The sequence below is a fragment of the Streptomyces sp. 351MFTsu5.1 genome, from assembly GCF_000383655.1.
GTDB classification, from domain to species: domain Bacteria; phylum Actinomycetota; class Actinomycetes; order Streptomycetales; family Streptomycetaceae; genus Streptomyces; species Streptomyces griseorubiginosus.
In genome coordinates this window covers 284,690-308,853 of the sequence record NZ_KB911777.1, presented here as the reverse complement: position 1 = coordinate 308,853, position 24,164 = coordinate 284,690, and the positions used below count along the sequence as shown (strand labels likewise).

The window sequence follows — 24,164 nt, the reverse complement described above, 5'->3', positions numbered from 1 at the left end:
CTAACGTGAGGAACTCCGCGTACGGCGTGTCTGGAGACCCGGATGAGCACGGACAGTACGTCCCGGACCCTGCGTCCCATGCACCGCATCCCCCTGCCCGACTCCGGCCCGCCCCGGCTCACCACCCTGGCCACCGGCACCCCGGTGTGGCTCGTGACCCGCTACGCCGACGTCCGCCAGGTGCTCATGGACCCCCGCTTCGACAGGAAGTCGCTCAGGGACGAGGACGCCCCGCCGCTGCTCCTCGTACCGAACCTGCTGGATTCCCCGGACGGCCTCATCAACCAGGACGGACCGCCCCACCAGTTGCTGCGGAGCACCGTACAGCGGGCCTTCACCCCGCGTGCGATCGCCCGCTGGCGGCCCTGGACCGCCTCCGTGGTGGAGACCCTCCTCGACGACCTGGCCCGGCAGCCGCAACCGGCCGACATCGTCGAGGCGTTCACCCGCCGGCTGCCGGTCTCGGTGATCTCCCGGCTGATGGGCCTCGAGGACGCCGACTGGGAACGCATCCGCGGCTGGGCCGACCACGCCCTGTCCGGCGGCGCGCACACGGCCGAGGAAGTGGGCGCGGCGATGCGGGAGTTCGGGCTGTTCTGCGCGGGACTGGTCGCCGAGCGGCGCAAGGAGCCGGGCGACGACCTGGTCAGCGCGTTGGTCGTGGCGGGCGACGGCCTCGGGATCGATGAGCCGCGGCTGGTCATGCTGGTCCTGGGCCTGGTCGTCGCCGGACACGAGACGACGATGACAGCCCTCGGCAACATCGTGGTCCACCTCCTCACCGACGCACCGCAGGCCTGGCCGGGCCTCGCCGGGAGCCAGGAGGCGGCCGAGACCGCCGTGGAACAACTGCTGCGGACGATTCCGCTCAGCGAGGGCCGGGTGCTGCCCGGCCTGATCCGCCGTGCCGTGGCCGAGGCCGAGGTCGGCGGCGTGACGATTCCGGCGGGGGCGGTGGTCGCCGTGCAGACCAACGCGGCCGACCGGGACCCCGCGGTCTTTCCCCAGCCTGCCGAGACCGACCTGTTCGCTCCTCTCACCACACCGAGCGTGGTGTTCGGCGCGGGCCCCCACCACTGCCTGGGCGCATGGCTGGCCCGCCTGGAGCTGGGCCTCGCCCTGCACCGCCTCGCGGTCCGCTTCCCAGGACTGCGGGCGGAGTTCACGGCGGAGACGATCGAGTGGCGGGAGGGGCAGATGACCCGGGGGCCGCGGAGGCTTCCGGTGTCGTGGTGAGAACCGTCAGCGAGACATGAGCTCGCGGTCACCCGACACACGTGACCACCACACCCCCTCACCCCGGGTGAGCCCCGGCAGCCGCAGCTCCATCTCCCGCACCCGCCGGGCCGGAAGCTCGCCGGTGATCACCCATGCCGGATCACCACCCGTGGTCCCCGCGAACTCCGCGCCAAGCGAAGCGAGTTGCGCGGTCACCGGGGCCAGCGCGGCCGGCGGCACCTCCACCTCGAACGCGTGACACGGCTCGAACACCCTCGTTCCCGCCCGCTCCAGCGCCTCCCGCAGCACGATCGGCGTGAGCCCGCGGAAGTCGGCCGCGGTGCTGAGCGGCCCCACGAATCCGGACCGGATCAGGGTGACCCGGTAGTCCGTCACGGCCGCCCCGGTCAGCCCGGTCGCCATGCCCGCGTGCACCGACTCCTCGATGGCCTGGTGGAACGCCCGCGGGAGCGCCCCGAGTTCGGTCTCGTACCGGAAGACGCCCCCGGAGCCGCGGTCACCGGGCTCGACCCGCAGCCCGACCGTCGCCCAGTACCGGGTCCCCTCACGCCAGGGGGTCTGCGCACCGGCCTCGCCCGTGCCGCGGGGCCGCTCCACGTACCGGATGCGGCCCGGCGTGAAGTCCGCCTCCACGCCGAAGTCCTGGGCGAGGGTCGCGGCGAGCACCTCCATCTGGACCTCGCCGTACAGGAGCAGGGTGGTGGCGCCTTCGGCGGTGGGGCGGGCGTGGATCAGCGGGTCCTGGTCGGCGAGGGCGAGCAGGGCGGAGCGCAGCCGGGCCGCCTGGGCAGGGTGGCGGGCCGTGACCAGGGTCTCCAGCGTGGGGGGCGCGAACTGCGGTGCACGGTCGGTGAGTTCACCGAGCCGATCACCCACGCGGAGGCCGGGGGAGAACGTCAGCGCCGCGATGTCACCGGCGGCGAGGGGCCCGCTCAGCCGGGTCGCCCGCCCGCGGATCCGGCTCGGCACGCCGTCGGCCCCGCGCCTCAGGAACGTCAGCCGCTGACGCTCCGTCACCTCACCCTCGTACAGCCGCAGATAGGCGAAGCGTTCACCGCCGGGGGCCGTGCGTACGGCGAACACCGTGCCGCGTGGCTCGGCGTCCTGTTGCGCGGGTGCGGGCGGGATCAGCCGGGTGACGGCCTCGACCAGTTCGGGCACGCCCTGGCCGCCGAGGGCCGAGCCGAAGTGCACCGGGTGGAACGAGCCGTCGGCGGTGCGGGCGGCCAGGGCCCTGCGCAGGTCGTCCGGGGTGGGCTCGGGGCCGTCCACGAGCGCCGCGAGGATGTCGGGGTCGACCTCGGCGAGCGCTTCGGCCGCGGAGCCGATGTCCAGCGGCCGCACCCGCGCCTCGGACGAGCCGAGGCCCGTCACCCGCGTCAGCGGCGCGACGTACGGCGTCAGCCGGCGGCGGATGTCTGCGAGCAGGTCCTCGTCGCGGGCGCCGGGCCGGTCGATCTTGTTGACGAAGATCAGCGTCGGCAGTCGCAGCCGGCGCACGGTCCGCATCAGGACGCGGGTCTGCGCCTGGACGCCCTCCACTGCGGACAGCAGCAGGACCGCGCCGTCGAGGACCTCCAGGGCACGCTCGACCTCGGCGACGAAGTCTGAGTGCCCGGGGGTGTCGATGAGGTTGATCCGGGTGCCGTGGGCCGTGAAGGAGGCGACCGCGGAGCGGATGGTGATGCCGCGCTGCCGCTCGATGGCGCCGTCGTCCGTGCGGGTGTCGCCGGTGTCGACGCTGCCGAGCCGGTCGATCGCGCCGTGGTCGAACAGCAGTCGCTCGGTGAGGCTGGTCTTACCGGCGTCGACGTGGGCCAGAATGCCGATGTTCAGGGTGTGCATGCGGGGTCGAGTCCTCGAGAACCGTGGGCCGAAGGGGGCGCTGGGTCATGACGAGGAGTCGGCGCATGCGGGTGTCCTGACGTGAGGGGAGTCGGCCGTCGCCATGATGGCTCCCGCCCACGGGGAGTCCGCAACCGGTTTTTCGCTGTGGTGACGATTGGATGCGGTGACGGTGTGGGGCGCGGGGCAGGTCACCGGGATCGTGAGGTGACCCGCCGTCATAACGAGCCGGACGTGGCCTCGGGCTGTTCCAGGGCCGCGTCCAGCGTCGGCTGCGGCGGCAGCAGCCGGGTCAGGCCGGTCACCCGCATGATCCGCAGGGTGAGCGGGTGCGTGCAGACCAGGAGCAGCCGGCCGTCCCGGTCGAGGACGCGGGACCTCGCGCGGTACAGCAGCCGCAGCCCTGAGCAGTCCAGGAACTCGACGAGGGTCAGGTCGACGACCACGCGGGCGTCGGCGTGGGCCGTGGCCCGGTCCAGGTGCGGCAGGATCTCGGTGGCCGCGGCGATGTCGATCTCCCCGCGGAACTCCAGCACGGTGTGACCGCGTTCCTCGTGGACCCGCAGATGCCGCGACGGTGGCGCGGGTTCCTGCTGCACGACGACATCGCCTCCCACCGACTCCGCGCACATGGGTTCCCCGCCCTGCAAGTTACCCCCGATGGAATGAATTTGAGCATGTTCGATTGACATATGTCTTCGAATTGCGACCGCCAGTTCGCCACCGGTTCACGCGGGGCTCGCGCCCGGCTCGGAAGAGGGCTCGTGCCGGCTCAGGAGAGGGCGTGCCAGGCCGTCGTGAGGGCCTGGCGGAACTGCTCGGTCTGGTGGGCGGTGAGGTCCCGCACCATGCGCTCCTCCAGCTCCCGCACCGGCGCCTCGTGCTGGGCGAGCAGCGCGCGACCCTCGTCGGTCAGCAGGATCAGCAGCTCCCGGCGGTTGTTCGGATTGCGCTCGCGCCGCACCAGCCCACGCGTCTCCAGGGAACGCACCAGGTCGGCGATCGACTGCGCGGTGACGAACGAGTCCCGGGCCAGCTGCGCCGCCGACAGTCCGTCGTGCCGCTGGAGCACGGTGAGCGCCGTGTACTGGAGTGCGGTGATCCCGGAGGGCCTGACCAGGTCGTCCAGGTGGGAACGGATGACCAGCTCCACCTGTTTCACCATGTAGAGGAGCGACGGGGGCGCCTTGGTCACCTGTGTGTCGAGCATGGGTTCAGCCTAGAGCATTGACAGGAAACCTGTCTGTAAAGAGACTGCGAACCAACAGGAATCCTGTTTGTTGAAATCTTGGCGACGATGCTGAGGAGCGGTGATGTCCCCCATCGAGATCGAACCCGGACGGCTCTTCGTGGGCGGCCAGTGGCGCGAAGCCGCCGACGGCGCCCGCACCGAGGTGATCGACCCGTCCCGGGGCACGGTGGTCACCACCGTCGCGGAGGCCGGCGCCGCCGACGTGGACACGGCCGTGCGCGCCGCCCGGGAGGCCTTCGACGCCGGGACCTGGTCCGGCCTCAGCGGCCGTGAGCGGGGCCGGATCCTGTACAAGGTCGCCGGGCTGATCCGCGAGAACGCCGACGAACTCGCCCGGCTGGAGAGCCTCGACGTCGGCAAGCCGATCTCGCTGTGCCAGGCCGTCGACATCACCAACGCGGCCAACGACTACGAGCACTTCGCCGCCCTCGCACACTCCCTGGACGGCGCCGTCCGCGACACCCCCATGAACGCCCTCGCCTACACCAAGCGCGAGCCGCTCGGTGTGGTCGCCGCCATCACCCCCTTCAACTTCCCGCTGATCCTGGCCGGTTCGAAGATCGGACCCGCGCTCGCCGCCGGCAACACGGTCGTGCACAAGCCCGCCGACGAGACCCCGCTCAGCGCCCTCTACATGGCCGGACTGCTCCAGAAGGCCGGGGTCCCGGACGGAGTCGTCAACGTCGTCACCGGAACGGGCCCGGTCGCCGGTGACGCCCTGCTGCGCCACCGAGGCGTCGACAAGGTCGCCTTCACCGGCTCCACCGCGATCGGCCGCCATGTCGCGGCCACCGCCGGCGAGGCCCTCAAGCCGGTCACCATGGAGCTCGGGGGCAACGCCGCCAACGTCGTCTTCGAGGACGCCGACCTGGAGAAGGCGGTCGGCGCGATCATCAAGGCGTTCGTCTTCAACACCGGCCAGTTCTGCATGGGCGGCCCGCGTCTTCTCGTGGCCCGGCCGGTGTACGCCACCCTGCTCGGCATCCTCGCCGACGCCGTGCCCGGTGTTCCGGTCGGCGACCCGCGCGACCCCGGGACCGTCGTCGGCCCGATGGCGGGGGAGAAGCATCTGAAGAAGGTCGAGGAGTACGTCGAGCTGGCCCGCAAGGAGGGCGGCCGGATCGTCTGCGGCGGTGAACGCCTCGACCTCGACGGCGGGTTCTACTACAGGCCCACGGTGATCGCCGACCTGTCCAACGACTCCCGCGTGGTCCAGGAGGAGATCTTCGGACCGGTTTTGACCGTGCAGCCCTTCGACACCGAGGACGAGGCGGTCGAACTCGCCAACTCGACGCCGTACGGCCTGGCTTCGGGCGTGCAGACCACCAACCTGGCCCGCGCCCACCGGGTCGCCGACCGGCTCCAGGCGGGCATCGTCTGGGTCAACGACTGGGCGATGCTCGACCCCGCGGTGCCCTTCGGCGGGGTCAAGGACTCCGGCTACGGGCGCGAGTACGGCCCCGAGGCGCTCGACGCCTACACCAAGGTCAAGTCCGTCGTCGTCTCGCTCGACTGAGCCTCCCCGAGGAGTCCGCAGGATGCCCATCACCACCCGTGCCGCCGTCGTCGAGTCCGGCGGCGCGCCCTTCACCCTCTCCGACGTCACCCTCGACGACCCCGGACCGCACGAGGCCGTGGTCCGCCTCGTCGCCACCGGTCTGTGCCACACCGACCTGGGCGTCGCGAGCGGCGGACTGCCCTTCCCGCTGCCCGGGGTCCTCGGACACGAGGGGGCCGGGGTCGTCGAGGCCGTCGGCTCCGCGGTCACCGGAGTGTCCCCCGGCGACCACGTGGTCCTGTCCTTCACCTCCTGCGGCAACTGCCGCAACTGCGACGGCGGGCACCCCGCCTACTGCGCGACCTGGCTGCCGCTGAACCTCCTCGGCGGCCGCCGGGCCGACGGCTCCAGCACCCTCAGCCGGGACGGCGAACCCCTCGGCGGCCACTTCTTCGGCCAGTCCTCCTTCGCCGAGCGCGCCCTGGTCGACGAGCGCAGCCTCGTCAGGGTCGACCCGGACGTGCCGCTGGAGTCCATCGCCCCGCTCGGCTGCGGAGTGCAGACCGGCGTCGGCGCCGTGTGGAACGTGCTGAAGCCCGCCACCGGCTCCACGATCGTCGTCCTCGGCGCCGGAGCCGTGGGCCTGTCCGCGGTGATGGCGGCCGCCCTCACCCCCGCCACGACGATCGTCGCCGTCGACCGCGTCGGTGAACGCCTGGCGCTGGCCGAGGAGTTGGGCGCCACCCACACCGTCGACGCCGCCGCGGAAGACCTCGGTGCGGCGCTCGCCGAGATCACCGGCGGCCGGGGCGCGGACGGCGTCGTGGAGACCACCGGCAACGTCACCGTGCTGCGCCAGGGCGTCGACGCGCTCGCCGCCCGCGGCACCGTGGTCGTCGTCGGCGCCCCGCCGTTCGGCAGCGAGGTCTCCCTGGACGTCAACGGACTGCTGGGCGGCAAGCAGGTCGTCGGTCTCACCCTCGGTGACGCCGAGACCCAGAGCTTCATCCCCGCCCTGGTCCGCCTGGTCAAGGAAGGACGGCTGCCACTGCACCGCCTGATCAGCACCTACCCGTTCGCGGACATCGACCAGGCGGTACGGGACATGGGCGCGGGCAAGGCGATCAAGCCCGTGCTGACGTTCTGAGCGGCCGACCGGAAATTAGCGGTCAGCCGACCACCAGCACCAGCTTCCCGGTCAGTCGACCACCAGCACCAGCTTCCCCGTCGTACGGCCGGTGTCGCCCAGCGCATGCGCCTCGGCGGCATCGGCCAGCGGGAAGGTCTTCTCGATCGTGGCGCGCAGCTCGCCCTTCTCCACCAGTTCCACGATCGCGTTCATCCCGGCCCGGTCGGCGTCCACGAGCATCCGCAGGGCCCTGACGCCCAGCCGCTCGGCCTCCCTGCCGAACTCGTCGGAGCCGACCGGCAGGATCGACACCACGATCCCGCCCGGCCGCAGCACCTTCAGCGACCGCACCGACGTCTCCCCGCCGAGCGTGTCCAGCACCACGTCGACGTCCTTGACGGCCTCGGCGAAGTCCGTCTCCCGGTAGTCGATCGCCTCGTCCACGCCCAGCTCGCGCAGGAAGTCGTGCTTGCCCGCGCTCGCCGTGCCGATCACGTACGCGCCCCGGGCCTTGGCGATCTGGACGGCCACGTGGCCCACCCCGCCGGCCGCCGCGTGGATCAGCACCCGCTGCCCCGGACGCAGGTCCGCGTTCTCCACCAGGGCCTGCCAGGCGGTCAGGGACACCAGCGGCAGCGCGCCGGCCTGCGTGTGGTCGATCGACGCCGGCTTGTGGGTGAGCGCCCGCACCGGCGCGATGACGTACTCGGCGTGCGAGCCGTGGCCGTAGGGGTACGGCAGCATGCCGAAGACCTCGTCACCCGGCTTGAAGGTCGCCACCCCGATGCCGACCGCCTCGACCTCGCCGGAGACGTCCCAGCCGAGGACGAACGGCGGTTCGCCGAGGAAGCCGCCGGTGGCGCGGTGCTTCCAGTCGGTCGGGTTCAGGCCGGCCGCCCGCACCCGGACCAGCACCTGGTTGGGCCCCGGTGCGGGGCGTTCGACCTCGATCTCCTTGAGGACCTCGGTACCGCCGAGGGTGTCCTGGCTGATGGCTCGCATGGTGTTCACAGTGCTCATGGTCGACCAGCCTGCCGGGAGCCGCCCGCCAGGAAAATGGCATGATTGCCAACCTCCGATAGAATCGTGCCATGGTGCATGTGGAACGAGTCGTGGTCCTGGCGCTCGACGGCGTCTACCCCTTCGAGCTGGGTATCCCGTCCAGGATCTTCAACGCCGCCGACGGCAGGTACGAGGTGCTCACCTGCTCGGTCGACGGACTGCCGGTCCGCACCAATGCGGACTTCACCATCGGCGTCGAGCACGGCCCCGAGATCCTCGGCACGGCGGACACCGTGGTGATCGCCCCCGTCGACTCCGCCCGGGTGAGCGGCGAACTGCCGGACGCCGTCCGCGCGGCCCTGGAGTTCGTCCGCCCCGACGCGCGCATCGTCTCCATCTGTACGGGTGCCTTCGTGCTCGCCGCGGCGGGCATCCTCGACGACCGCCGGGCGACCACCCACTGGTCGCTCGCCGATCGGTTCCGGCGTCTGTTCCCGCGCGTGGACCTCGACCCGGACGTGCTCTTCGTCGAGGACGGCCGCATCCTCACCTCGGCCGGGGCGGCCTCGGGCGTCGACGTGTGCCTGCACATCGTCCGCTCCGACCACGGCGGGGAACTGGCCAACTGGGTGGCCCGCTGCTGTGTGGTCCCGCCCTTCCGCGACGGCGGTCAGGCCCAGTACATCGCTCAGCCGGTCCCGGAGCAGGGCGCCGCCAGTACGGCCGCGACCCGCGTCTGGGCCATGGAGCGGCTCGACGAACCCCTCACCCTGGCCGAGCTGGCCGCCCACGCCCGGATGAGCCTGCGCACCTTCGCCCGCCGCTTCCACGACGAGGTCGGCCTCAGCCCCGGCCGCTGGCTGATCCAGCAGCGCGTGGCCCGCGCCCGGCACCTCCTGGAGTCCAGCGACCTCTCGGTCGACCAGATCGCCGGCCGTGTCGGATTCGCCACGGGCGCCTCCCTGCGCCAGCACCTGCATGCGGCGATCGGCGTGTCCCCGCAGGTGTACCGGCGCACGTTCCGGACCGCCGCGGCACGCTGAACGCTGCCGGGCCCGGACCGCCTCAGCGGCTGGCGTGCAGGGCGACCAGCAACTGCCAGACCTGGTCGGCGATCTCGGTGGCGGTCGCGTCGAGCAGCCCGTGCAGCCAGTCGGCCAGGACGCCCGCGAAGGTCGCCGCGACCGCGGAGGCGACCAGCGGGGCGTCGGCCGCGCCCGCCAGCTCCCGCTCCCGCAGGCTGTAGGCCCTCAGGTCCCGGTGCAGCACCCTGCCGAGCGGACCACCGCCGCCGGGGGTGAGCAGGGCCCGGTACAGCGCGGAGTGCGGGGTGAGCGAGGTGAAGAACTCCCCGAGCGCGGGCGGCGCGTGCACCGGGTCGGGACGCCCGCGCCAGGCATGCAGCGCCTCCACCGCATCCCGTACGACATCCGCGCAGGCGTCGACCGCGAGCGCCTCCAGACCGTCGTAGTGGACGTAGAAGGTGGCCCTGCCGACCCCGGCGCGCCGTACCAGCGCGGCCACGCCGACCTCCTCCAGCGGGCGCTCGGCGCACTCCGCGAGCAGCGCCTCCCGCAGCCTTGCCCGGGTGCGCGCCGCTCGCGGATCCTCGGCGGCGGCGCGGGTCACTGCGCGACGAGGACGGCGGCCAGGGCGACGGCGCCGGGCAACGCCTGCGCGAAGAGGATGCGGACGTTGGCGGTGGCGGCGCCGTACACGCCGGCGACGATCACGCACAGCAGGAAGAACACCTGCGCCCGGAAGCCGGTCGGATCAGCGGCGACCAGTCCCCAGACCAGGCCCGCCGCGAGGAAGCCGTTGTAGAGGCCCTGGTTGGCGGCCATGGCGGCGGTGGCCCGGGCCATCTCCGGGTCGAAGCCGTGGAAGGACATCCCCGGCTTCTTCTGCCACAGGAACATCTCCATCACCAGGATGTACACGTGCAGCGCCGCGACCAGACCGACCAGCACGTTCGCCAGGATCTCCATCAGCTTCTTCCCTCACTTCTTGGACGGGTGTCCACTATAACGGGACACCCGTCCAGAAAGTCCACTGTCAGTGCCGGCCACTACCGTGCGGACCATGACTGATCACGAGCTGACCGTCCGCCCGGCCCGCCCCGAGGACATCCCGGGACTGGTCGCCTCCAGCGCGGGCCTGTTCGCCGAGGACGCCGGCACCAGGGATCCGAGCGTGGACGTGGACTGGCCGCGTCGGCACGGGGCGGAGTCGTTCGCGGCGGCTCTCGCGGACCCGGCGCGGCTCGTGCTGGCCGTGGATCACGGCGGCGAGGTGGTCGGCCACCTGACGGGCACACTGACCGAACCCTCGGCCGTACGACCCGTGAAGTCGGCCACGTTGAACGCCCTGTACGTCCGGCCGGCCCATCGGCGCGGGCGGGTCGGGGAGCGGTTGGTGACGGAGTTCCTGACCTGGGCGCGGACGCACGGGGCCGGCCAGGCGGAGGTCGCCGCCTACGCGGCCAACCCGGACGCGATCCGGTTCTACGAGCGTCAGGGGTTCGGGGCGCACGCGGTGACGCTGCGATCCGTCCTAGGCCGAAAGGAGGAGGTGGCAGGAGGCTTGAACGACGAGACTGAGCAGGACGGTTGACGCTCGAGCAGAAGGACCGACCCGTGCCCATGACTCCGCAGCCCGCCCGCTCCGCCGAGCAGCGCAAGAAGGACACCCTGCACCGACTGGAGCACGACGAGGACGTCTGGGTCGCCACCGCGCCGGACGACGGCTCGGGGGTGCCGTATCTCGTTCCGCTCTCGTTCCTCTGGGACGGCTCGACCCTGCTTCTTGCAACCCCCGCCGACAGCCCTACCGGCAGGAACCTGAAGGCGACCGGCAGAGTGCGGCTCGGTCTCGGACCCACCCGGGACGTCGTGATGATCGAGGGCACCGTCGAGACCGTGACGCAGGCCGAGCTGGGCGAGGAGGGGGGCGACCGGTTCGCGGCCGGCACCGGCTTCGACCCCCGCCGACTGACTACGCCCTACCTGTACTTCCGCGTCACACCGCGGCGCGTACAGGCCTGGCGGGAGGTCAACGAGCTCACCGGGCGTGAACTCATGAGGGACGGTCAGTGGCTGGTCGCCGACTGAATCGGCCGTGCCGGGATATCCGCAAGGAACAGGCCCGCGGGGCGCGACGCCTCGGGGTGGACCTTTCGGAGGAGACATGGGACTGGTGAAAGCGGGGGTCGTCGTGCTCGACTGTGCCGAGCCCGAGAAGCTCGCCGTGTTCTACAAGGAACTGCTGGAGGCCGAGGAGACGGACGCCACCGCCAACCGTGTGGAGATCAGGGGGGCTGACGGCTTCCGGCTGGCCTTCCGCCGCGACGTGAACGCCACACCGCCGAGCTGGCCCCGCCCCGAGAACTCCCTCCAGGCCCACATCGACTTCGTCGTGCACGACCTGGACGAGGCCGAGCGCAAGGTGGTGGAGCTGGGCGGCCGTCCCCTGGACACGAAGGACGCCGCGGGCCCCTTCGAGGAACGCGGCTACGCCGACCCCGCCGGCCACTCCTTCACCCTCCGCCTGGTCACCCCGACGGCCCCGAAACAGGGCTGACCCGACCCAGGACACCGAGCCCGCGAGGACGGACTCGAGCGGCTCCCGGCTGCGCTTGCCTACGGCGGCCGGGGCCGTGTGCAGCGGGTACGGACACAAGGCCCTGGCCTCAGGGACTGCGCCGGCCCGACCGGTGAACCGGCCACCACCGCCCCACAACGCGGGGGCGAGGCTGTGCCCCGGCCCCACCGCACCGAGGCGGGCCGGATCCGGCGGCCCATCCCGCGGGGGCGCGGGTCTGTGCCGGTTCCACTGCACCGGGGCGGTTTGGATCCGGCGGTTGATCGGCGGCGCGGGCTTGTGGCGGTTCCACTGCACCGGGGCGGTTTGGATCCGGCGGCCGATCCGCGGCGCGGGGCTGTGCCGGTCTCACCGCATTGAGGCGGGCCGGGTCCGGCGCCAGATCTGCGGCGCGGGGTTGTGCCGGTCCCACCGCATCGAGGCGGGCCGAACCCGGTGGCCCCATCCCGTGGGGGCGAGGCGGTGCCGGATCAGCCACACCGACACGGGCCGGGTCCCGGCGGCCGATCTGCGGCGCGGGTCTGTGCCGGTCCCACCGCACCGCGGCGCGCCGGATCCCACGGCCGATCCGCGGCGCGGGCCTGTGCCGGACCCATCGCACCGAGGCGCGCCGGACTCGGCGGCCGATCCGCGAGGGCAGCGTTGATTCGTCCGCCCCGCGAGGGCATCGCTGACTCGGTCCGCTCCGCGAGGACAGGGCCACCCATCCGGCCCGCCCCGCCCCGGAACACCGAGCCGCCTGTCCACCGACGCGCCGACACCGGCCGCCCGGCCGATCCGTACCGTTCATCGAGCTCCAGGCCCGGTCAGCCGCCGTCGAGCCGGTCCGCCCCGCTCACGCACGGGCGCGCCGGGGCCGGCGCCGTGTCAGTCGCGGCCGCCCTTTTCGGAGGCCGGCCAGACTCCCGTGGACCGTTCGATGGCCTTCGCGCCGGTGCGGTCCACCGCGCTGCGTACCGCGGCGAAGATGGCGCCCTGGATCGCGGCCGCGAGCAGGATCTCCCCCCAGCCCCGGTCCCGGTCCAGCGCGTCCGGCGCGTCCTCCTCGTGCCGGATCGCCATCCAGGTCTTGCGGAAGGCGAGGCCCGCCAGCCAGCCGCTCGACCAGCCCAGCGCGAACCCGAGCGGCTGGTAGGCGAGGGGCAGCTTCAGCTTCTTCTTCTTGGCCATGTGGATCTCCTCGTTCGAGTCGTGCGAGTCGTGCGAGTGTCGCGTCGGTCAGGGACGTCCCCGAGCGGGCACCCGCTCCGCGGCCGGAGGCGGCCCCGGCGGGGTGCCGTCGCCGAACGGACGGCCGCCCAGCTCCTCACGGTGGTGCGGGGCCGGCCAGCCCGACAGATCGGGTCCGAGCGGGACGACGCCGGTCGGGTTGATACCGCTGTGCACCTGGTAGTAGTGCCGCTTGATGTGGTCGAAGTCGACCGTGTCACCGAAGCCCGGCGTCTGGTACAGGTCACGGACGTACGCCCACAGCACCTCGTTCTCCGTCAGCTTCCAGCGGTTGCACTTGAAGTGACCGTGGTAGACGGCGTCGAAACGCACCAGTGTGGTGAAGAGCCGGATGTCCGCCTCGGTGATGGTGTCCCCGACGAGGTACCGCTGCCGGGCCAGCCGCGGGGTCAGCAGGTCGAGCCTGCGGAACACGCCCGCGCACGCCTCCTCGTACTCCTCCTGGCCGGCGGCGAATCCGGCCCGGTACACCCCGTTGTTGACGTCCTCGTAGACATCCGCCATCACCGCGTCGATCTCGTCCCGCAGCGCCCTCGGATACAGGTCAGGCGCACCCTCACGGTGCAGGGCCGTCCACTCGGTGGCCAGGTCAAGGGTGAGCTGCTGGTAGTCGTTCGTGACGAGCTTCCCGCTCGGGACGTCCACCAACGCCGGCACGCTCACCCCACCCGGATGGCCCCTCTCCCGCTTGTCGTAGGCCTCGCTGAGGTAGCGGATGCCGAGCACCGGGTCGCGGCCGTCCGGGTCCAGGGTGAAGCGCCAGCTGCGGTCGTCCTGGATCGGGTCCGCGATCCCCATCGACAGGGCGTCCTCCAGACCGAGCAGCCGCCGTGAGATCACGGCCCGGCTCGCCCAGGGACACGCACGGCTCACGACGAGACGGTAGCGCCCGGCCTCCACCGGCCACCCGTCCCGGGCGTCGGCGGTGACCCGGTCGGCGAAGTGGCTCTTGGCCCGCTTGAACGCCTTGTGACCGTACGCGCTGTTGCCGTCGCCGGCGCTGTCCATGCTTCCTCCCGTGTGAACCGTCCTGGTGGACGCGTTCCCCGTTTTCGGGAGTCGGCACGGTGTGAGTGCCCGGGCGGTGGGCAATCGGCGAGGGTGAGCGGGACATCGACGAAAGATAACGCGGACCGGAAAACACGCGTCACCGTGCTGGTGGCACTCGCGGCGAACCTGGTGATCGCGGTCGCCAAGGCCGTAGGAGGCATCCTCGCGGGCTCGCCCGCGCTGCTGTCGGAGGCGGCGCACTCCGTCGCCGACAGCCTCAACGAGGTCTTCCTGCTGGCCGCACTGCACCGCAGCCGCCGCCCCGCCGACCGGCGCCATCCCTTCGGCTACGGCAAGGAGCGGTTCTTCTGGTCGCTGATCGCGGCCGTCGGCATCTTCGTCATGGGCGGCTGCTTCTCCGTCTTCCAGGGCGTCGAGGCGCTGCGCAACGGGGCCGAGGAGAAGCTCAGCGGCTATGTGGCGGGCCTGATCGTGCTGGGCGTGGCGTTCCTCGCCGAGGGGATCTCGCTGCTGCGGGCGCTGCACCAGGTGCACAAGCAGGGCGGGGTGGCCCAGGGCATGCGGGACCCGGCCCTGCGCACGGTCGTCGCCGAGGACGGCACGGCGGTGCTCGGCGTGACGCTGGCCATGGTCGGCATGGCGCTGCACATGGTCACCGGCCAGGTGGTCTGGGAGGCGTCCGCGTCCCTGGCCATCGGCGTGCTGCTGGTCTACGTGGCCTACCGGCTGGGACGTGAGGCCAAGGGGCAGCTGATCGGCGAGGCCGCCGACCCGGAGGCCAGTGCCCGGATCCGGGAGCTGCTGGACGCCCAGCCCGAGATCGACAGCGTGGAGGCCCTGTTCACCATGAAGATGGGGCTGGACTCGGTGCTGGTGGCGGCCCGGGTCGACCTGGTGCCGGGCCTGGACAGCGAGCGGGTCGAGGAGGTCGCCGTACGGATCAAGCGGTCGGTCGCCCGGATCGTCACGGAGGCGGACCAGATCTTCCTCGACGTCACCGACCGGCCGGCCGAGGAGGCACGGGAAAGCCCCGCCGCGACGGGGGAGCGCGGCGGGGCCTGACGCTCAAGTGCCCGGCCGTGACCGGACCATGCATCCTCGACGAAGAATTTCCCGGAGACGAGGAGTCCTTCGGAGGAAGCACCACTCGTCGCCTCCTCCGAAAGCCGTCAGTCCTCCTCGACGGGCTCCAGGACGAAGACCGGAATGACCCGGTCCGTCTTCGTCTGGTAGTCGGCGTACGGCGGGTACGCGGCGACGGCCCGGTCCCACCACTCGTCCCTCTCCGAGCCGGTGATCTCACGGGCCTTGAAGTCCCGCTTCACCGGCCCGTCCTGGAGCTCGACCAGCGGCTCGGCCTTGATGTTGTGGTACCAGACCGGGTGCTTGGGCGCCCCGCCCTGCGAGGCGACCACGGCGTACCGGCCGTCGTGCTCGACACGCATCAGCGGCGTCTTGCGGATGCTGCCGCTCTTCGCGCCCCGCGTCGTCAGCACGATGACCGGCAGCCCCGTGTCCATGAGCGTGGTGCCCTCGGTGCCGCCGGAGCTCTCGTACAACTCCACCTGCTCGCGCACCCATTGGGCCGGGCTGGGTTCGTACTGGCCCTCAAGAGGCATGGTGACCGTCTCCTGTTCGTCCGCTGCGGGTCTCCTGCACGGGACGTCAACGCCGTCCCGTCCAGAATTCATCCCCACCGGACTACCCAGGGGCGGGCTCTTGTCACGACAGGACCATCCGCACCGCCAGCGCGGTCATCACGGCACTCGACACCAGTGCCGTCACCAGACGTCCCCGGTGTCCCGTCAGCGCCCGCCCCAGCAGGGCGCCGCCACCGGCCAGCAGCAGCTGCCAGCTCGCCGAGGCGACGAACGCCGCCAGCACGAACACACCCTGCTCCAGGGGGCGTACGGCTTCCTCGGCGCGGGTGCCGATGACCAGCGCCGCGAAGTAGATCACGGTGGTCGGGTTGAGGAGGGTGATGCCGAGCAGGCCCAGGTAGGCCCGGCCCGGACCCGGGGGCGGCGGAATGGTGCGGGTGGCGAGGTGGCGGGCCCGGTACTCGCGTACGGCCGTCACCGCGCCGTGCGCCGCCAGCCCCACCAGGACGAGGGCCGCCGCCCAGCGCAGCGGGTCCACGACCGGCCGCAGCAGCGCGGCGACCGCGGATCCGCCGACCGTGGCCACCAGGGCGTACAGCCCGTCGGCGGTGGCCACGCCGAGCGCGGCGCAGACACCGGTGCGCAGGGACGTGCGGGCCGTGAGGGAGACGAGGTAGGTCGCGACGGCACCGACGGGAACGGCGATGCCGTACCCCGCGAGCAGCCCCGCGACGAGCGCGGCGGTCACGAGCGCGGAGGCGTAGGTCCCCACGGTCGGCCGGGCTGCTGCTGGACGCGCACCGGAAGGACGGTGGTGGCGGTCGGCGGCAGGAAGGCTTCGGTCGTCAGCATGGCCAGATCATGCGGGCCGGGAACCGGCCACGGCAAGCGCATTTCCGAGGTGGGCCCCGTGCGCCGGGAGGGCCGTCGTCCGTTTCCCGCTCCACGGCGGCGATCCCCGGCCAGATTCCCCCCGCCACCGATCTGGCCGAACTTCCCGTCGCCCCGTTAGATGCCCTGGGCATCTAATGAAGATCTGCACGACGCACCCTTCGTCTGCGAGGTCTCCCATGACGGAAACGGAACCTGTCGCGTTCCCCCAGGACCGGACCTGCCCCTACCACCCGCCCACCGGCTACGACCCCCTGCGCGCCACGCGCCCGCTGTCCCGGATCGCCCTCTTCGACGGGAGTCCGGCCTGGCTGGTCACCGGCCACGACACCGCACGGGCCCTGCTCGCCGACCCCCGGCTGTCCACCGACCGCACCCGGGACGGCTTCCCGGCGCCCACAGCCCGCTTCGCCGGCCTCAGGAAGCGGAGGACGGCACTGCTGGGCGTCGACGACCCCGAGCACCGGGTCCAGCGGCGCATGATGGTGCCCGCTTTCACGCTCCGCCGGGCCACCGCGCTCCGCCCCCGCATCCAGGAGATCGTCGACGAACGCATCGACGCGATGATCGCGCAGGGGCCGCCCGCCGAGCTGGTGACCGCCTTCGCGCTCCCCGTCCCCTCGACCGTGATCTGCGCGCTGCTCGGCGTGCCCTACGTCGACCACGACTTCTTCGAGGGGCAGTCCCGGCGGCTGCTGCGCGGCCCCGCGGCCGAGGACGTCACGGACGCACGGGATCAGCTCGAGGAGTACATCGACGAGTTGATCGACCACAAGCAGAAGCGGTCGGAGCCGGGCGACGGTGTGCTCGACGAACTCGTCCACGGGCAGCTGCGGAACGGGGAGCTGACCCGTCAGGACGTCATCGCCCTGGCGATCATCCTGCTGGTCGCCGGCCACGAGACCACCGCCAACATGATCTCCCTCGGCACCTTCACCCTCCTCCAGCACCCGGACCGGCTCGCCGAGTTGCGCACCGACCCGGCGCTGGTCCCGGCGGCGGTCGAGGAACTCATGCGGATGCTGTCGATCGCGGACGGACTGCTGCGGATGGCCCTGGAGGACATCGAGGTGGCCGGGACGACCATCCGGGCGGGCGAGGGGGTCCTCATCTCGACCTCGGTCGTCAACCGCGACGAGGCCGTCTACGCCGACCCGGACACCCTCGACTGGCACCGGCCCGCCCGCCACCATCTCGGGTTCGGCTTCGGCATCCACCAGTGCCTGGGCCAGAACCTGGCCCGCGCCGAACTGGAGATCGCCCTGCACACCCTCTTCGACCGGCTGCCCACGCTCCGCCTCGCCGCCCCGGCCGAGGAGATCCCCTTCAAGCCCGGCGACACGATCCAGGGGATGCTGGAACTCCCCGTGACCTGGTAAGGGGCCCCGCTCATGCACATCGACATCGACAAGGACGTCTGTATCGGGGCGGGCCAGTGCGCCCTGGCCGCCCCCGGCGTCTTCACCCAGGACGACGACGGCTACAGCACGCTCCTGCCCGGCGGGCGGGACGGCGACCCCATGGCCCGCGAGGCCGCCCGGGCCTGCCCCGTCGCCGCCATCACGGTGTCGGAGACGGCGGGCTGACCCGGCCGGGTCGGCGTGCGCAGATGGCGGGCCCACACCAGCGGACACAGCGCCGCAGGGTGGGCCGCCGCCCTCTCCGTGGACGGCCACTCCCTGACGTGAGAACGTACGTGCTCGCCCGGCCGTCCCGGAGGATGACATGACCGACCGCCCACCGCTGCCCCCCTTCACCGGCGAGACCGCCGCCCAGAAGGTGCAGGCCGCCGAGGACGCCTGGAACACCCGCGATCCGCAGCGGGTGGCGCTCGCCTACTCGGAGGACTCCGTGTGGCGCAACCGCGGCACCTTCGTCACCGGTCGCACGGAGATCGTCGAGTTCCTCACCGCCAAGTGGGCCCGCGAGCGGGAGTACGCGCTGCGCAAGGACCTGTGGGCGTACGACGGCAACCGCATCGCGGTCCGCTTCCAGTACGAGTGCCGGGACGCCGAGGGGCAGTGGTGGCGGTCCTACGGCAACGAGCTGTGGGAGTTCGACGAGCACGGGCTGATGACCCGGCGCGAGGCGAGCATCAACGACGTGCCGATCGAGGAGGCGCAGCGCCGGATCCACGGTCCGCGGCCCGAGACGGAGCGGGGACTGTCCTTCCCCCTTCAGTAGGGTTTCCGTCAGTAGGGTTCCCGCGTGACCGAACACGACGAGATACCGCCCTTCCTCTACGTCGTCGTCTGCGCCGCAGGCATCGCCGCGGGCGTCGGCAAGCTGATCACCGCCGCGCAGGAACGGGAGTGGCAGGTCGGGGTCATCGCCACCCCCACCGCCATGGACGGCTTCTTCGACACGGCCGCCGTCGAGGCGCAGACGGGCTACCCGATCCGCTCCGCCTGGCGCCGCCCCGGAGAGCCGCGGCCCTTCCCGGAGCCCGACGCGGTCGTGGTCGCCCCGGCCACCTTCAACACCGTCAACAAGTGGGCGGCGGGCATCGCCGACACCCTCGCGGTGGGCACGCTGTGCGAGGTGGCCGGGCGGGGCGTCCCCATCGGCGTCCTGACCTGCGTCTCCGACGACCTCGCCGCTCACCCCGCCTACCAGGACAGCCTGATCCGGCTGCGGGGGATGGGCGTGCGGTTCGGGTACCCCTACCAGGGCGCCGAGGGCGAGGAGTTCGGGTGGGAACGGGCGCTGGACCTGGTCGAGTAGCACCGCGACCGCCTCGGCCCGGTTCGGCCGCGGCACGGGGCACCCGGATCCCCCTCGAAGCCGTACGCTCCCCTTCGAACCCCTCTCGAAGGCAGGAGCAGCAACGATGCAGTACGTGAAGCTCGGTTCGACGGGCCTGGACGTCTCGCGGATCTGTCTGGGCTGCATGTCCTACGGCCTGCCGGACCGCGGCGTGCACGAGTGGACCCTCGACGAGGAGGCGTCGCGGCCACTGATACGGCAGGCCCTGGACGCGGGCATCAACTTCTTCGACACCGCGAACGTCTACTCCGACGGCACCAGCGAGGAGATCGTCGGCAAGGCCCTCGCGGAGTTCGCCAACCGCGACGAGATCGTGCTGGCGACCAAGGTGAACGGCCGGATGCGGTCCGGGCAGAACGCGGCGGGGCTGTCCCGCAAGGCGATCATGACGGAGATCGACCACAGCCTGAGGCGCCTGGGCACCGACTACGTCGACCTGTACCAGATCCACCGCTTCGACCCGCACACCCCGGTCGAGGAGACCATGGAGGCCCTGCACGACCTGGTGAAGGCCGGCAAGGTGCGCTACCTCGGGGCCAGTTCGATGTTCGCCTGGCAGTTCTCGAAGATGCAGTACACGGCCGAGCGGCACGGCTGGACCAAGTTCGTCTCCATGCAGAACCACTACAACCTCCTCTACCGCGAGGAGGAGCGCGAGATGCTGCCGCTGTGCGCCGACCAGAAGGTCAGCGCCCTGCCGTGGAGCCCGCTGGCCCGCGGGCGGCTCACCCGGGACTGGGGCACGGTGACCGACCGCAGCTCCACGGACAACTTCGGCAGCCGCCTCTACCAGGAGGGCGACCGCAGCATCGTCGAGGCCGTCACCCGCATCGCCGGCGCCCGGGGCGTCCCGCGTGCGCAGGTCGCCCTCGCCTGGCTCCTCGCGCAGGACACCGTGGCGGCCCCGATCGTGGGCGCGGGCAAGCGGCACCACATCGAGGACGCCGTTGCGGCCGTGGACCTCGAGCTCAGCGAGAAGGAGATCGAGGAACTGGAGGCGCCGTACACGGCCAGGCCGGTCGTCGGCCACAGCTGACACGAGCCCGGTCCGGCGCTCCCGGTCAGTGCGGTCCGTGCGGTGCGAACTCCGTTCCGCACGGACCCGCCCCCTCGCTCTCCGGCAGTGGCACCCGCGCGCCGCTCATCGACAGCGTCCGGTAGTAGGGCCCGATCCGCTCCGTGGACGCGCCCACGTAGTGCCCGATGAACGAGCGCCGGAACCGGTCGGCCGTGCGGTTGGGCTGCGACCCGTGCACCAGGCTGCCGTTGAAGAACAGGACGTCGCCCGGCGCCATGTCGACGGGCACCGTGACGAGCCCGGGCGGCGGCGCCACGTACTCCCTAGCGAACGACACTTCGGAGTCCGCCAGTTCGGGACAGAACAGGTCCATGCGGTGCGTGCCCGGGACGACTTCGAGACCGCCGTTGTCCCGGTCGATCTCGTCGCAGGCCACCCAGGCGGCGACACAGGTGCCCGGCTCGACCCGCAGATAGAAGTTGTCCTGGTGCAGCGCCTGCCCCCGCGCCCCCGGCGGCTTGAAGTAGAACATGCTCTGCGCGGCCAGCACCTCCTCGCCGAGCAGCGACTCCAGCACCTCCCGCAGCCGCGCGTCCAGCAGGACCCCGAGCGCTAGGTCGTTGATCTCGTGCGGCTGCATCACCCGCGGATACCTGCGCAGCGGATCCGTGGACTCGCTCGGCTCGAAGTGCCCCGGCACCGGGCCGCCCGCGTGCAGTGCCGCGAACTCCGCGCACAGCCGGTCGGTCTCCTCGCGTGCGAAGAGCCCGCGAACGACCGTGAAGCCGTCCTCCGCGAACTGCCGGACCCCTGTCCCGATGCCCGTGACGGTCATGTGTCCCCTCCTTCGTCACCTGTGTTCCACTCGTCACGCTAGGCCGCAGCACAGGTGAGGAGGATGTCCATGACCACCGAAGGACTGCCCGGGACTGTCGCGCCGGGCGACCCCGGACCACCGCCGGGCCTCGTGGTCGTCGGCCGCTACGACGAACTTCCCGGCTACACCGTCCAGCGACCGCAAGGCGCCGACAGCTGGCTGTTCACATGGACGCTGAGCGGCCGGGGAACCCTGCGTCAGGGACGGACCGAGACCGCGGCGAGCGCCGGGGAGCTCGTGGTGCTCGCCCCGGGCGTCCCGCACCGCTACGGCGTCCAACTGGGCTGCGACCATTGGGAGTTCTGGTGGGCGCACTGCGGAGCCAGACCCTCCTGGACCGCCTGGCTGGGACCGTACGGCAGGGGTGACGGCCTGTACGCCGTCGCCCCGGACCCCACCGGCGAGGACCCGCGCACCCGCGTCGAGGCGGCGTTTCGCCGCATGTTCGCCGACGCCCGCAGGCCCGGCACTGCCGTCCCGCCCGGGTCTCAGCCCGTCGGCGACCGTGCCACCGTGGCCGTCGCCCACGGCACCACCGCCCGTGAACTTGCCCTGAACGCGCTGGAGGAGGTCGTGCTGCTCGCCGCGGGTGCCGCCCACCGGAGCGGGGTGGCCGCCGACGGGGATCCCCGGGTGCGACGCGCCCAGGAGCTGATCGAGGCCGACCCCGGCGCCCCGCACACCGTACGGTCGCTCGCCGCCGAGGTCGCGCTCTCGCCGTCCCGGTTCGCCCATCTCTTCGCCCGGCAGCAGGGGCACGCACCGATGCGGGCGGTGCGCGAGGCCCGGCTCCGGCACGCCGCCCGGCTGCTGGAGAGCACCGACCTGTCTGTGGGACGCGTCGCCGCCGCCTCCGGCTTCGCCAGTCCCTTCCACTTCAACCGCGTCTTCCGCGAACGCTACGGCTCCCCGCCCGGCGCCTACCGCGCCGCCGGGTCAATGGTTGGTGCCTGACGTCGCGAAGCCGTCCGGACCTGCCGTGGAGTGGCGCTTCAATGGTTTCCTGGATCGCTTCGCGGAGTTAACTGAATCCTGTTTCCAACGGGTATTGACGAACCGTCTATCTACGCGCGGCACGCGGAATCTGAAAATCCGCGAGATCACTTGTTGGGCGTCCCTGACCTGTGCAAAGGTGTGCGTTGTCAGCACACAGACAATGCACATTTCCCCCTGTGTGCTCAAGACCCCCTCCGTACGCCTCATGCTTCAAAAGAGCGGACAACGGCGCACGCACCCATTGGTATGGACTTAATGCAACGCAGCATGCCCTCGGGAGGAAATGCCGTCGTGAAGGACGCAGGCCTGTCGAATTCCCCGTCTCCGGTTCGTCCGTACGACGTCACGGACGAACAGCTGAGCGCAGAGCTCAAGAAGTGGAGCGGTACGACTCCCGCCCTGCAACCCGTCGGCGAACTCCTCGACCGGCACTGGGAAGCCGCGTTCGCCTACGCCCGGCTGTGCACCGACGGTCCCCGCCCCGCGGGCATGCTGACCACGGCCGCGTTCACCCGCCTGTTCGGGGAGTCGCTGCGCCAGACCGGACCGAGCGCCGCCTGGCGCCCCCATCTGCTCGTCACCGTCCGCCGCATCGCGGCCGAGTGGGACTCCGACGGACGGCGCGAGATGCTCAACCCCGCACTGCGCGCCGAGGAGGACGGCGAGCGCGTCGCGGCCCGTCTGCTGCCGCCCGACGACCGCCGGCTGCTGTCCGGCGCCTTCCAGCGGTTGCAGCAGTCCGCCCGCTGCCTGTTGTGGCACACCGAGGTCGAGGCGGAACCCATCGGCGTCCCCGCGGCCCTCCTCGGCCTGGACGAGGAGGCCGCCGGCATCGAACTCCGCCGCGCCCGCGACCGGCTGCGCGAGGAGTGCCTCCAGGTGCACCGCGAGCTCGCCCCCGAGCAGGAGTGCCGGCACTACCTGCGGCTGCTCGACGTGACCTACCGGCGCGGCGGCGTCGAGCTCGACCCCGACCTGCGGGCGCACCTGGAGCGGTGCAGGCACTGCATGCACACCGCCGACCAGCTGCACCAGTTCAACGGCGGCCTCGGCCTGGCCCTCGCCGAGGCGGTGCTCGGCTGGGGCGCCGGCGCCTACGTGACCTCCCGGATGAGCGTCGACGACACGGGGGCCGCTCAGGAGGCCCGACAGCACGCCCCGGCCCGGCCGTTCGTGGCGGAGGCCTTCGGCACCCCGCCGCGGCCCACCACCCCGCCCGACGGGGCCGGCCCCGGCGACCCCGCCGTACCGGGCCCGCGCTCCAGGGCCCGCGCGGCCGCCCGCCGCTCGGCCCACCGGGGTGCCGCCCGGCGCACCTCCCGCCGCAATCTCACCGCCGCCGTCCTGACGGTGAGCGGGCTCATAGTCCTGCCGCTGGTGATGTGGTCCGCGCTCGGTTCGTCCGACGGCGACCACGCGTCCGCCGCGGGCCCCTCCGAAGCGCCCGGCTCCGACACGGCCTCCTCGACCGGCGATCCGTCCCAGGCGGGCGCGGGCGAGGCGCGCAAGGGAGACCTGCGCGGCCGTCTGCACAACGTCGAGTCGGGGCTGTGCGTCGGTGTCGTCGGCAAGGAGATCGCCCAGGGCGTCGAGACCGGACTCGCCGAGTGCTCCGGCGCCGAGGGCCAGCAGTGGACGTACGAGACGGACGGACTGCTGCGCAGCGCGGCCGACCCTCAACTGTGCCTGGACTCCCACCTCGGCTACTCGGTGCGCCTGGCGCTCTGCACGGGCGAGACCAGCCCCGGCGGCAAGAACATCCGCTACGACTTCACGCTCCAGGGCACCCTTGTACCGCGCTGGAACCAGGACCTCGCCCTGACACCGGCCGCGACCGACGGCTCCGGCGCGCTGGTCCTGAAGAACCGCGACGAGGGCCCCGCCCAGCGCTGGGTGTTCGACACCTCCACGACCGAGCCGCAGATGCAGGCGGTCAACTGGGACGCGGAGGGCAGCCCCACCCCGACCCCGAAGTCCGCCCCGGCGCCCTCGAAGACACCGACGGCGACCCCGACGCCGACCCCCGCACCGTCCGCCCCGCAGACCACGCCGACCCCGTCGAGCAGCGCCCCGCCGGGCCAGGACTGCTCCTCCAACCCGTACGCCTGCTCCTGGGGCGGCCCGCCCCCAGGCGGCTACGGAGGCGGCTACGGCGGCGGTTACGGGGGCGGCGGCTACGGCGGTGGATACGGCGGCAGGCGCTGAGCCT

At 72.1% G+C, this 24,164-nt stretch carries 26 protein-coding genes; 15 read left to right on the top strand and 11 right to left on the bottom strand.

All coding sequences use genetic code 11. The features are described from left to right. Positions 1-42 precede the first annotated feature (42 nt). The gene (locus H295_RS0107985) at positions 43-1,236 is read left to right on the top strand and encodes a cytochrome P450 (RefSeq protein ID WP_020134824.1); all 1,194 of its coding nucleotides are present in this window, start codon (positions 43-45) and stop codon (positions 1,234-1,236) included. Between the two features lie 6 nt (positions 1,237-1,242). Here H295_RS0107985 and otr(A) read toward each other — a convergent pair whose 3' ends face one another. The 3 genes from otr(A) to H295_RS0107970 all read right to left on the bottom strand — a co-directional run bounded on the left by otr(A) (position 1,243) and on the right by H295_RS0107970 (position 4,294). Further along, on the bottom strand, positions 1,243-3,084 hold the full coding sequence (gene otr(A), locus H295_RS0107980) for a tetracycline resistance ribosomal protection protein Otr(A) (protein WP_020134823.1): 1,842 nt from the start codon (positions 3,082-3,084) through the stop codon (positions 1,243-1,245). Between the two features lie 218 nt (positions 3,085-3,302). Further along, a complete protein-coding gene (locus H295_RS0107975) occupies positions 3,303-3,716 on the bottom strand; it encodes an anti-sigma factor antagonist (RefSeq protein WP_020134822.1) in 414 nt (137 codons plus the stop codon). A 140-nt stretch (positions 3,717-3,856) separates the two neighbouring features. Continuing rightward, positions 3,857-4,294, bottom strand: a complete 438-nt coding sequence (locus tag H295_RS0107970) for a MarR family winged helix-turn-helix transcriptional regulator (protein WP_020134821.1) — start codon at positions 4,292-4,294, stop codon at positions 3,857-3,859. A 103-nt stretch (positions 4,295-4,397) separates the two neighbouring features. Between H295_RS0107970 and H295_RS0107965 the strand changes: the two genes are divergently transcribed. Together H295_RS0107965 and H295_RS0107960 are read left to right on the top strand one after the other, a co-directional pair. Continuing rightward, the gene (locus H295_RS0107965) at positions 4,398-5,852 is read left to right on the top strand and encodes an aldehyde dehydrogenase family protein (RefSeq protein WP_020134820.1); all 1,455 of its coding nucleotides are present in this window, start codon (positions 4,398-4,400) and stop codon (positions 5,850-5,852) included. Between the two features lie 22 nt (positions 5,853-5,874). Beyond that, complete coding sequence (locus H295_RS0107960; RefSeq protein WP_020134819.1) at positions 5,875-6,981, top strand: NAD(P)-dependent alcohol dehydrogenase; 1,107 nt, start codon at positions 5,875-5,877, stop codon at positions 6,979-6,981. A 51-nt stretch (positions 6,982-7,032) separates the two neighbouring features. Here H295_RS0107960 and H295_RS0107955 read toward each other — a convergent pair whose 3' ends face one another. After that, complete coding sequence (locus H295_RS0107955; RefSeq protein WP_043217217.1) at positions 7,033-7,983, bottom strand: NADP-dependent oxidoreductase; 951 nt, start codon at positions 7,981-7,983, stop codon at positions 7,033-7,035. A gap of 71 nt (positions 7,984-8,054) precedes the next feature. Between H295_RS0107955 and H295_RS0107950 the strand changes: the two genes are divergently transcribed. Next, complete coding sequence (locus tag H295_RS0107950) at positions 8,055-9,008, top strand: GlxA family transcriptional regulator (RefSeq protein WP_028809172.1); 954 nt, start codon at positions 8,055-8,057, stop codon at positions 9,006-9,008. A 22-nt stretch (positions 9,009-9,030) separates the two neighbouring features. On the opposite strand, the gene H295_RS0107945 is transcribed toward H295_RS0107950, so the two are convergent. Both H295_RS0107945 and H295_RS0107940 read right to left on the bottom strand, forming a co-directional pair. After that, positions 9,031-9,594, bottom strand: coding sequence for a TetR/AcrR family transcriptional regulator (locus H295_RS0107945; protein ID WP_020134816.1), 564 nt, complete (start codon positions 9,592-9,594; stop codon positions 9,031-9,033). Beyond that, on the bottom strand, positions 9,591-9,953 hold the full coding sequence (locus H295_RS0107940; RefSeq protein WP_020134815.1) for a DUF1304 domain-containing protein: 363 nt from the start codon (positions 9,951-9,953) through the stop codon (positions 9,591-9,593). Before H295_RS0107940 ends, H295_RS0107945 begins: the two co-directional genes overlap by 4 nt. A 94-nt stretch (positions 9,954-10,047) precedes the next feature. Between H295_RS0107940 and H295_RS0107935 the strand changes: the two genes are divergently transcribed. The 3 genes from H295_RS0107935 to H295_RS0107925 all read left to right on the top strand — a co-directional run bounded on the left by H295_RS0107935 (position 10,048) and on the right by H295_RS0107925 (position 11,544). Beyond that, positions 10,048-10,578, top strand: coding sequence for a GNAT family N-acetyltransferase (locus H295_RS0107935; protein WP_020134814.1), 531 nt, complete (start codon positions 10,048-10,050; stop codon positions 10,576-10,578). A gap of 29 nt (positions 10,579-10,607) precedes the next feature. Further along, positions 10,608-11,075: a pyridoxamine 5'-phosphate oxidase family protein gene (locus H295_RS0107930; protein ID WP_028809171.1), complete on the top strand. Its 468-nt coding sequence runs from the start codon at positions 10,608-10,610 to the stop codon at positions 11,073-11,075. A gap of 76 nt (positions 11,076-11,151) precedes the next feature. Further along, positions 11,152-11,544, top strand: a complete 393-nt coding sequence (locus H295_RS0107925) for a VOC family protein (RefSeq protein ID WP_020134812.1) — start codon at positions 11,152-11,154, stop codon at positions 11,542-11,544. Between the two features lie 888 nt (positions 11,545-12,432). On the opposite strand, the gene H295_RS0107920 is transcribed toward H295_RS0107925, so the two are convergent. Together H295_RS0107920 and H295_RS0107915 are read right to left on the bottom strand one after the other, a co-directional pair. Further along, entirely contained in the window at positions 12,433-12,735 is a 303-nt protein-coding gene (locus tag H295_RS0107920) for a DUF4235 domain-containing protein (protein WP_020134811.1), read from the bottom strand. 48 nt (positions 12,736-12,783) lie between these two features. Further along, complete coding sequence (locus H295_RS0107915) at positions 12,784-13,803, bottom strand: glutathione S-transferase family protein (RefSeq protein WP_020134810.1); 1,020 nt, start codon at positions 13,801-13,803, stop codon at positions 12,784-12,786. A gap of 93 nt (positions 13,804-13,896) precedes the next feature. Between H295_RS0107915 and H295_RS0107910 the strand changes: the two genes are divergently transcribed. Beyond that, the gene (locus H295_RS0107910; protein ID WP_106960790.1) at positions 13,897-14,868 is read left to right on the top strand and encodes a cation diffusion facilitator family transporter; all 972 of its coding nucleotides are present in this window, start codon (positions 13,897-13,899) and stop codon (positions 14,866-14,868) included. A gap of 107 nt (positions 14,869-14,975) precedes the next feature. On the opposite strand, the gene H295_RS0107905 is transcribed toward H295_RS0107910, so the two are convergent. Both H295_RS0107905 and H295_RS0107900 read right to left on the bottom strand, forming a co-directional pair. Continuing rightward, positions 14,976-15,425, bottom strand: coding sequence for a nitroreductase family deazaflavin-dependent oxidoreductase (locus tag H295_RS0107905; RefSeq protein WP_020134808.1), 450 nt, complete (start codon positions 15,423-15,425; stop codon positions 14,976-14,978). A 103-nt stretch (positions 15,426-15,528) separates the two neighbouring features. Beyond that, positions 15,529-16,155 (bottom strand): LysE family transporter, encoded by a 627-nt coding sequence (locus H295_RS0107900; RefSeq protein WP_028809170.1) that lies wholly within the window; start codon positions 16,153-16,155, stop codon positions 15,529-15,531. 322 nt (positions 16,156-16,477) lie between these two features. On the opposite strand from H295_RS0107900, the gene H295_RS0107895 reads away from it, so the two are divergent. The 5 genes from H295_RS0107895 (at position 16,478) to H295_RS0107875 (ending at position 20,100) form a co-directional block, all read left to right on the top strand. Continuing rightward, a complete protein-coding gene (locus H295_RS0107895) occupies positions 16,478-17,677 on the top strand; it encodes a cytochrome P450 (protein ID WP_020134806.1) in 1,200 nt (399 codons plus the stop codon). Between the two features lie 12 nt (positions 17,678-17,689). Beyond that, on the top strand, positions 17,690-17,884 hold the full coding sequence (locus H295_RS0107890; protein ID WP_020134805.1) for a ferredoxin: 195 nt from the start codon (positions 17,690-17,692) through the stop codon (positions 17,882-17,884). Between the two features lie 139 nt (positions 17,885-18,023). Further along, entirely contained in the window at positions 18,024-18,482 is a 459-nt protein-coding gene (locus H295_RS0107885) for a DUF1348 family protein (RefSeq protein WP_020134804.1), read from the top strand. 24 nt (positions 18,483-18,506) lie between these two features. Continuing rightward, positions 18,507-19,022 carry a flavoprotein gene (locus H295_RS0107880; RefSeq protein ID WP_020134803.1) on the top strand — a complete coding sequence of 172 codons (516 nt, stop codon included), beginning with the start codon at positions 18,507-18,509 and terminating at the stop codon, positions 19,020-19,022. Between the two features lie 106 nt (positions 19,023-19,128). Then, positions 19,129-20,100, top strand: a complete 972-nt coding sequence (locus H295_RS0107875; protein ID WP_020134802.1) for an aldo/keto reductase — start codon at positions 19,129-19,131, stop codon at positions 20,098-20,100. Between the two features lie 25 nt (positions 20,101-20,125). Here the strand turns inward: H295_RS0107875 and H295_RS0107870 are convergent, their stop codons facing one another. Next, positions 20,126-20,917: a phytanoyl-CoA dioxygenase family protein gene (locus tag H295_RS0107870; RefSeq protein WP_020134801.1), complete on the bottom strand. Its 792-nt coding sequence runs from the start codon at positions 20,915-20,917 to the stop codon at positions 20,126-20,128. 69 nt (positions 20,918-20,986) lie between these two features. Between H295_RS0107870 and H295_RS0107865 the strand changes: the two genes are divergently transcribed. Next, on the top strand, positions 20,987-21,913 hold the full coding sequence (locus H295_RS0107865) for a helix-turn-helix domain-containing protein (protein WP_020134800.1): 927 nt from the start codon (positions 20,987-20,989) through the stop codon (positions 21,911-21,913). Between the two features lie 333 nt (positions 21,914-22,246). Then, entirely contained in the window at positions 22,247-24,160 is a 1,914-nt protein-coding gene (locus H295_RS0107860) for a ricin-type beta-trefoil lectin domain protein (protein WP_020134799.1), read from the top strand. Positions 24,161-24,164: the final 4 nt, after the last annotated feature.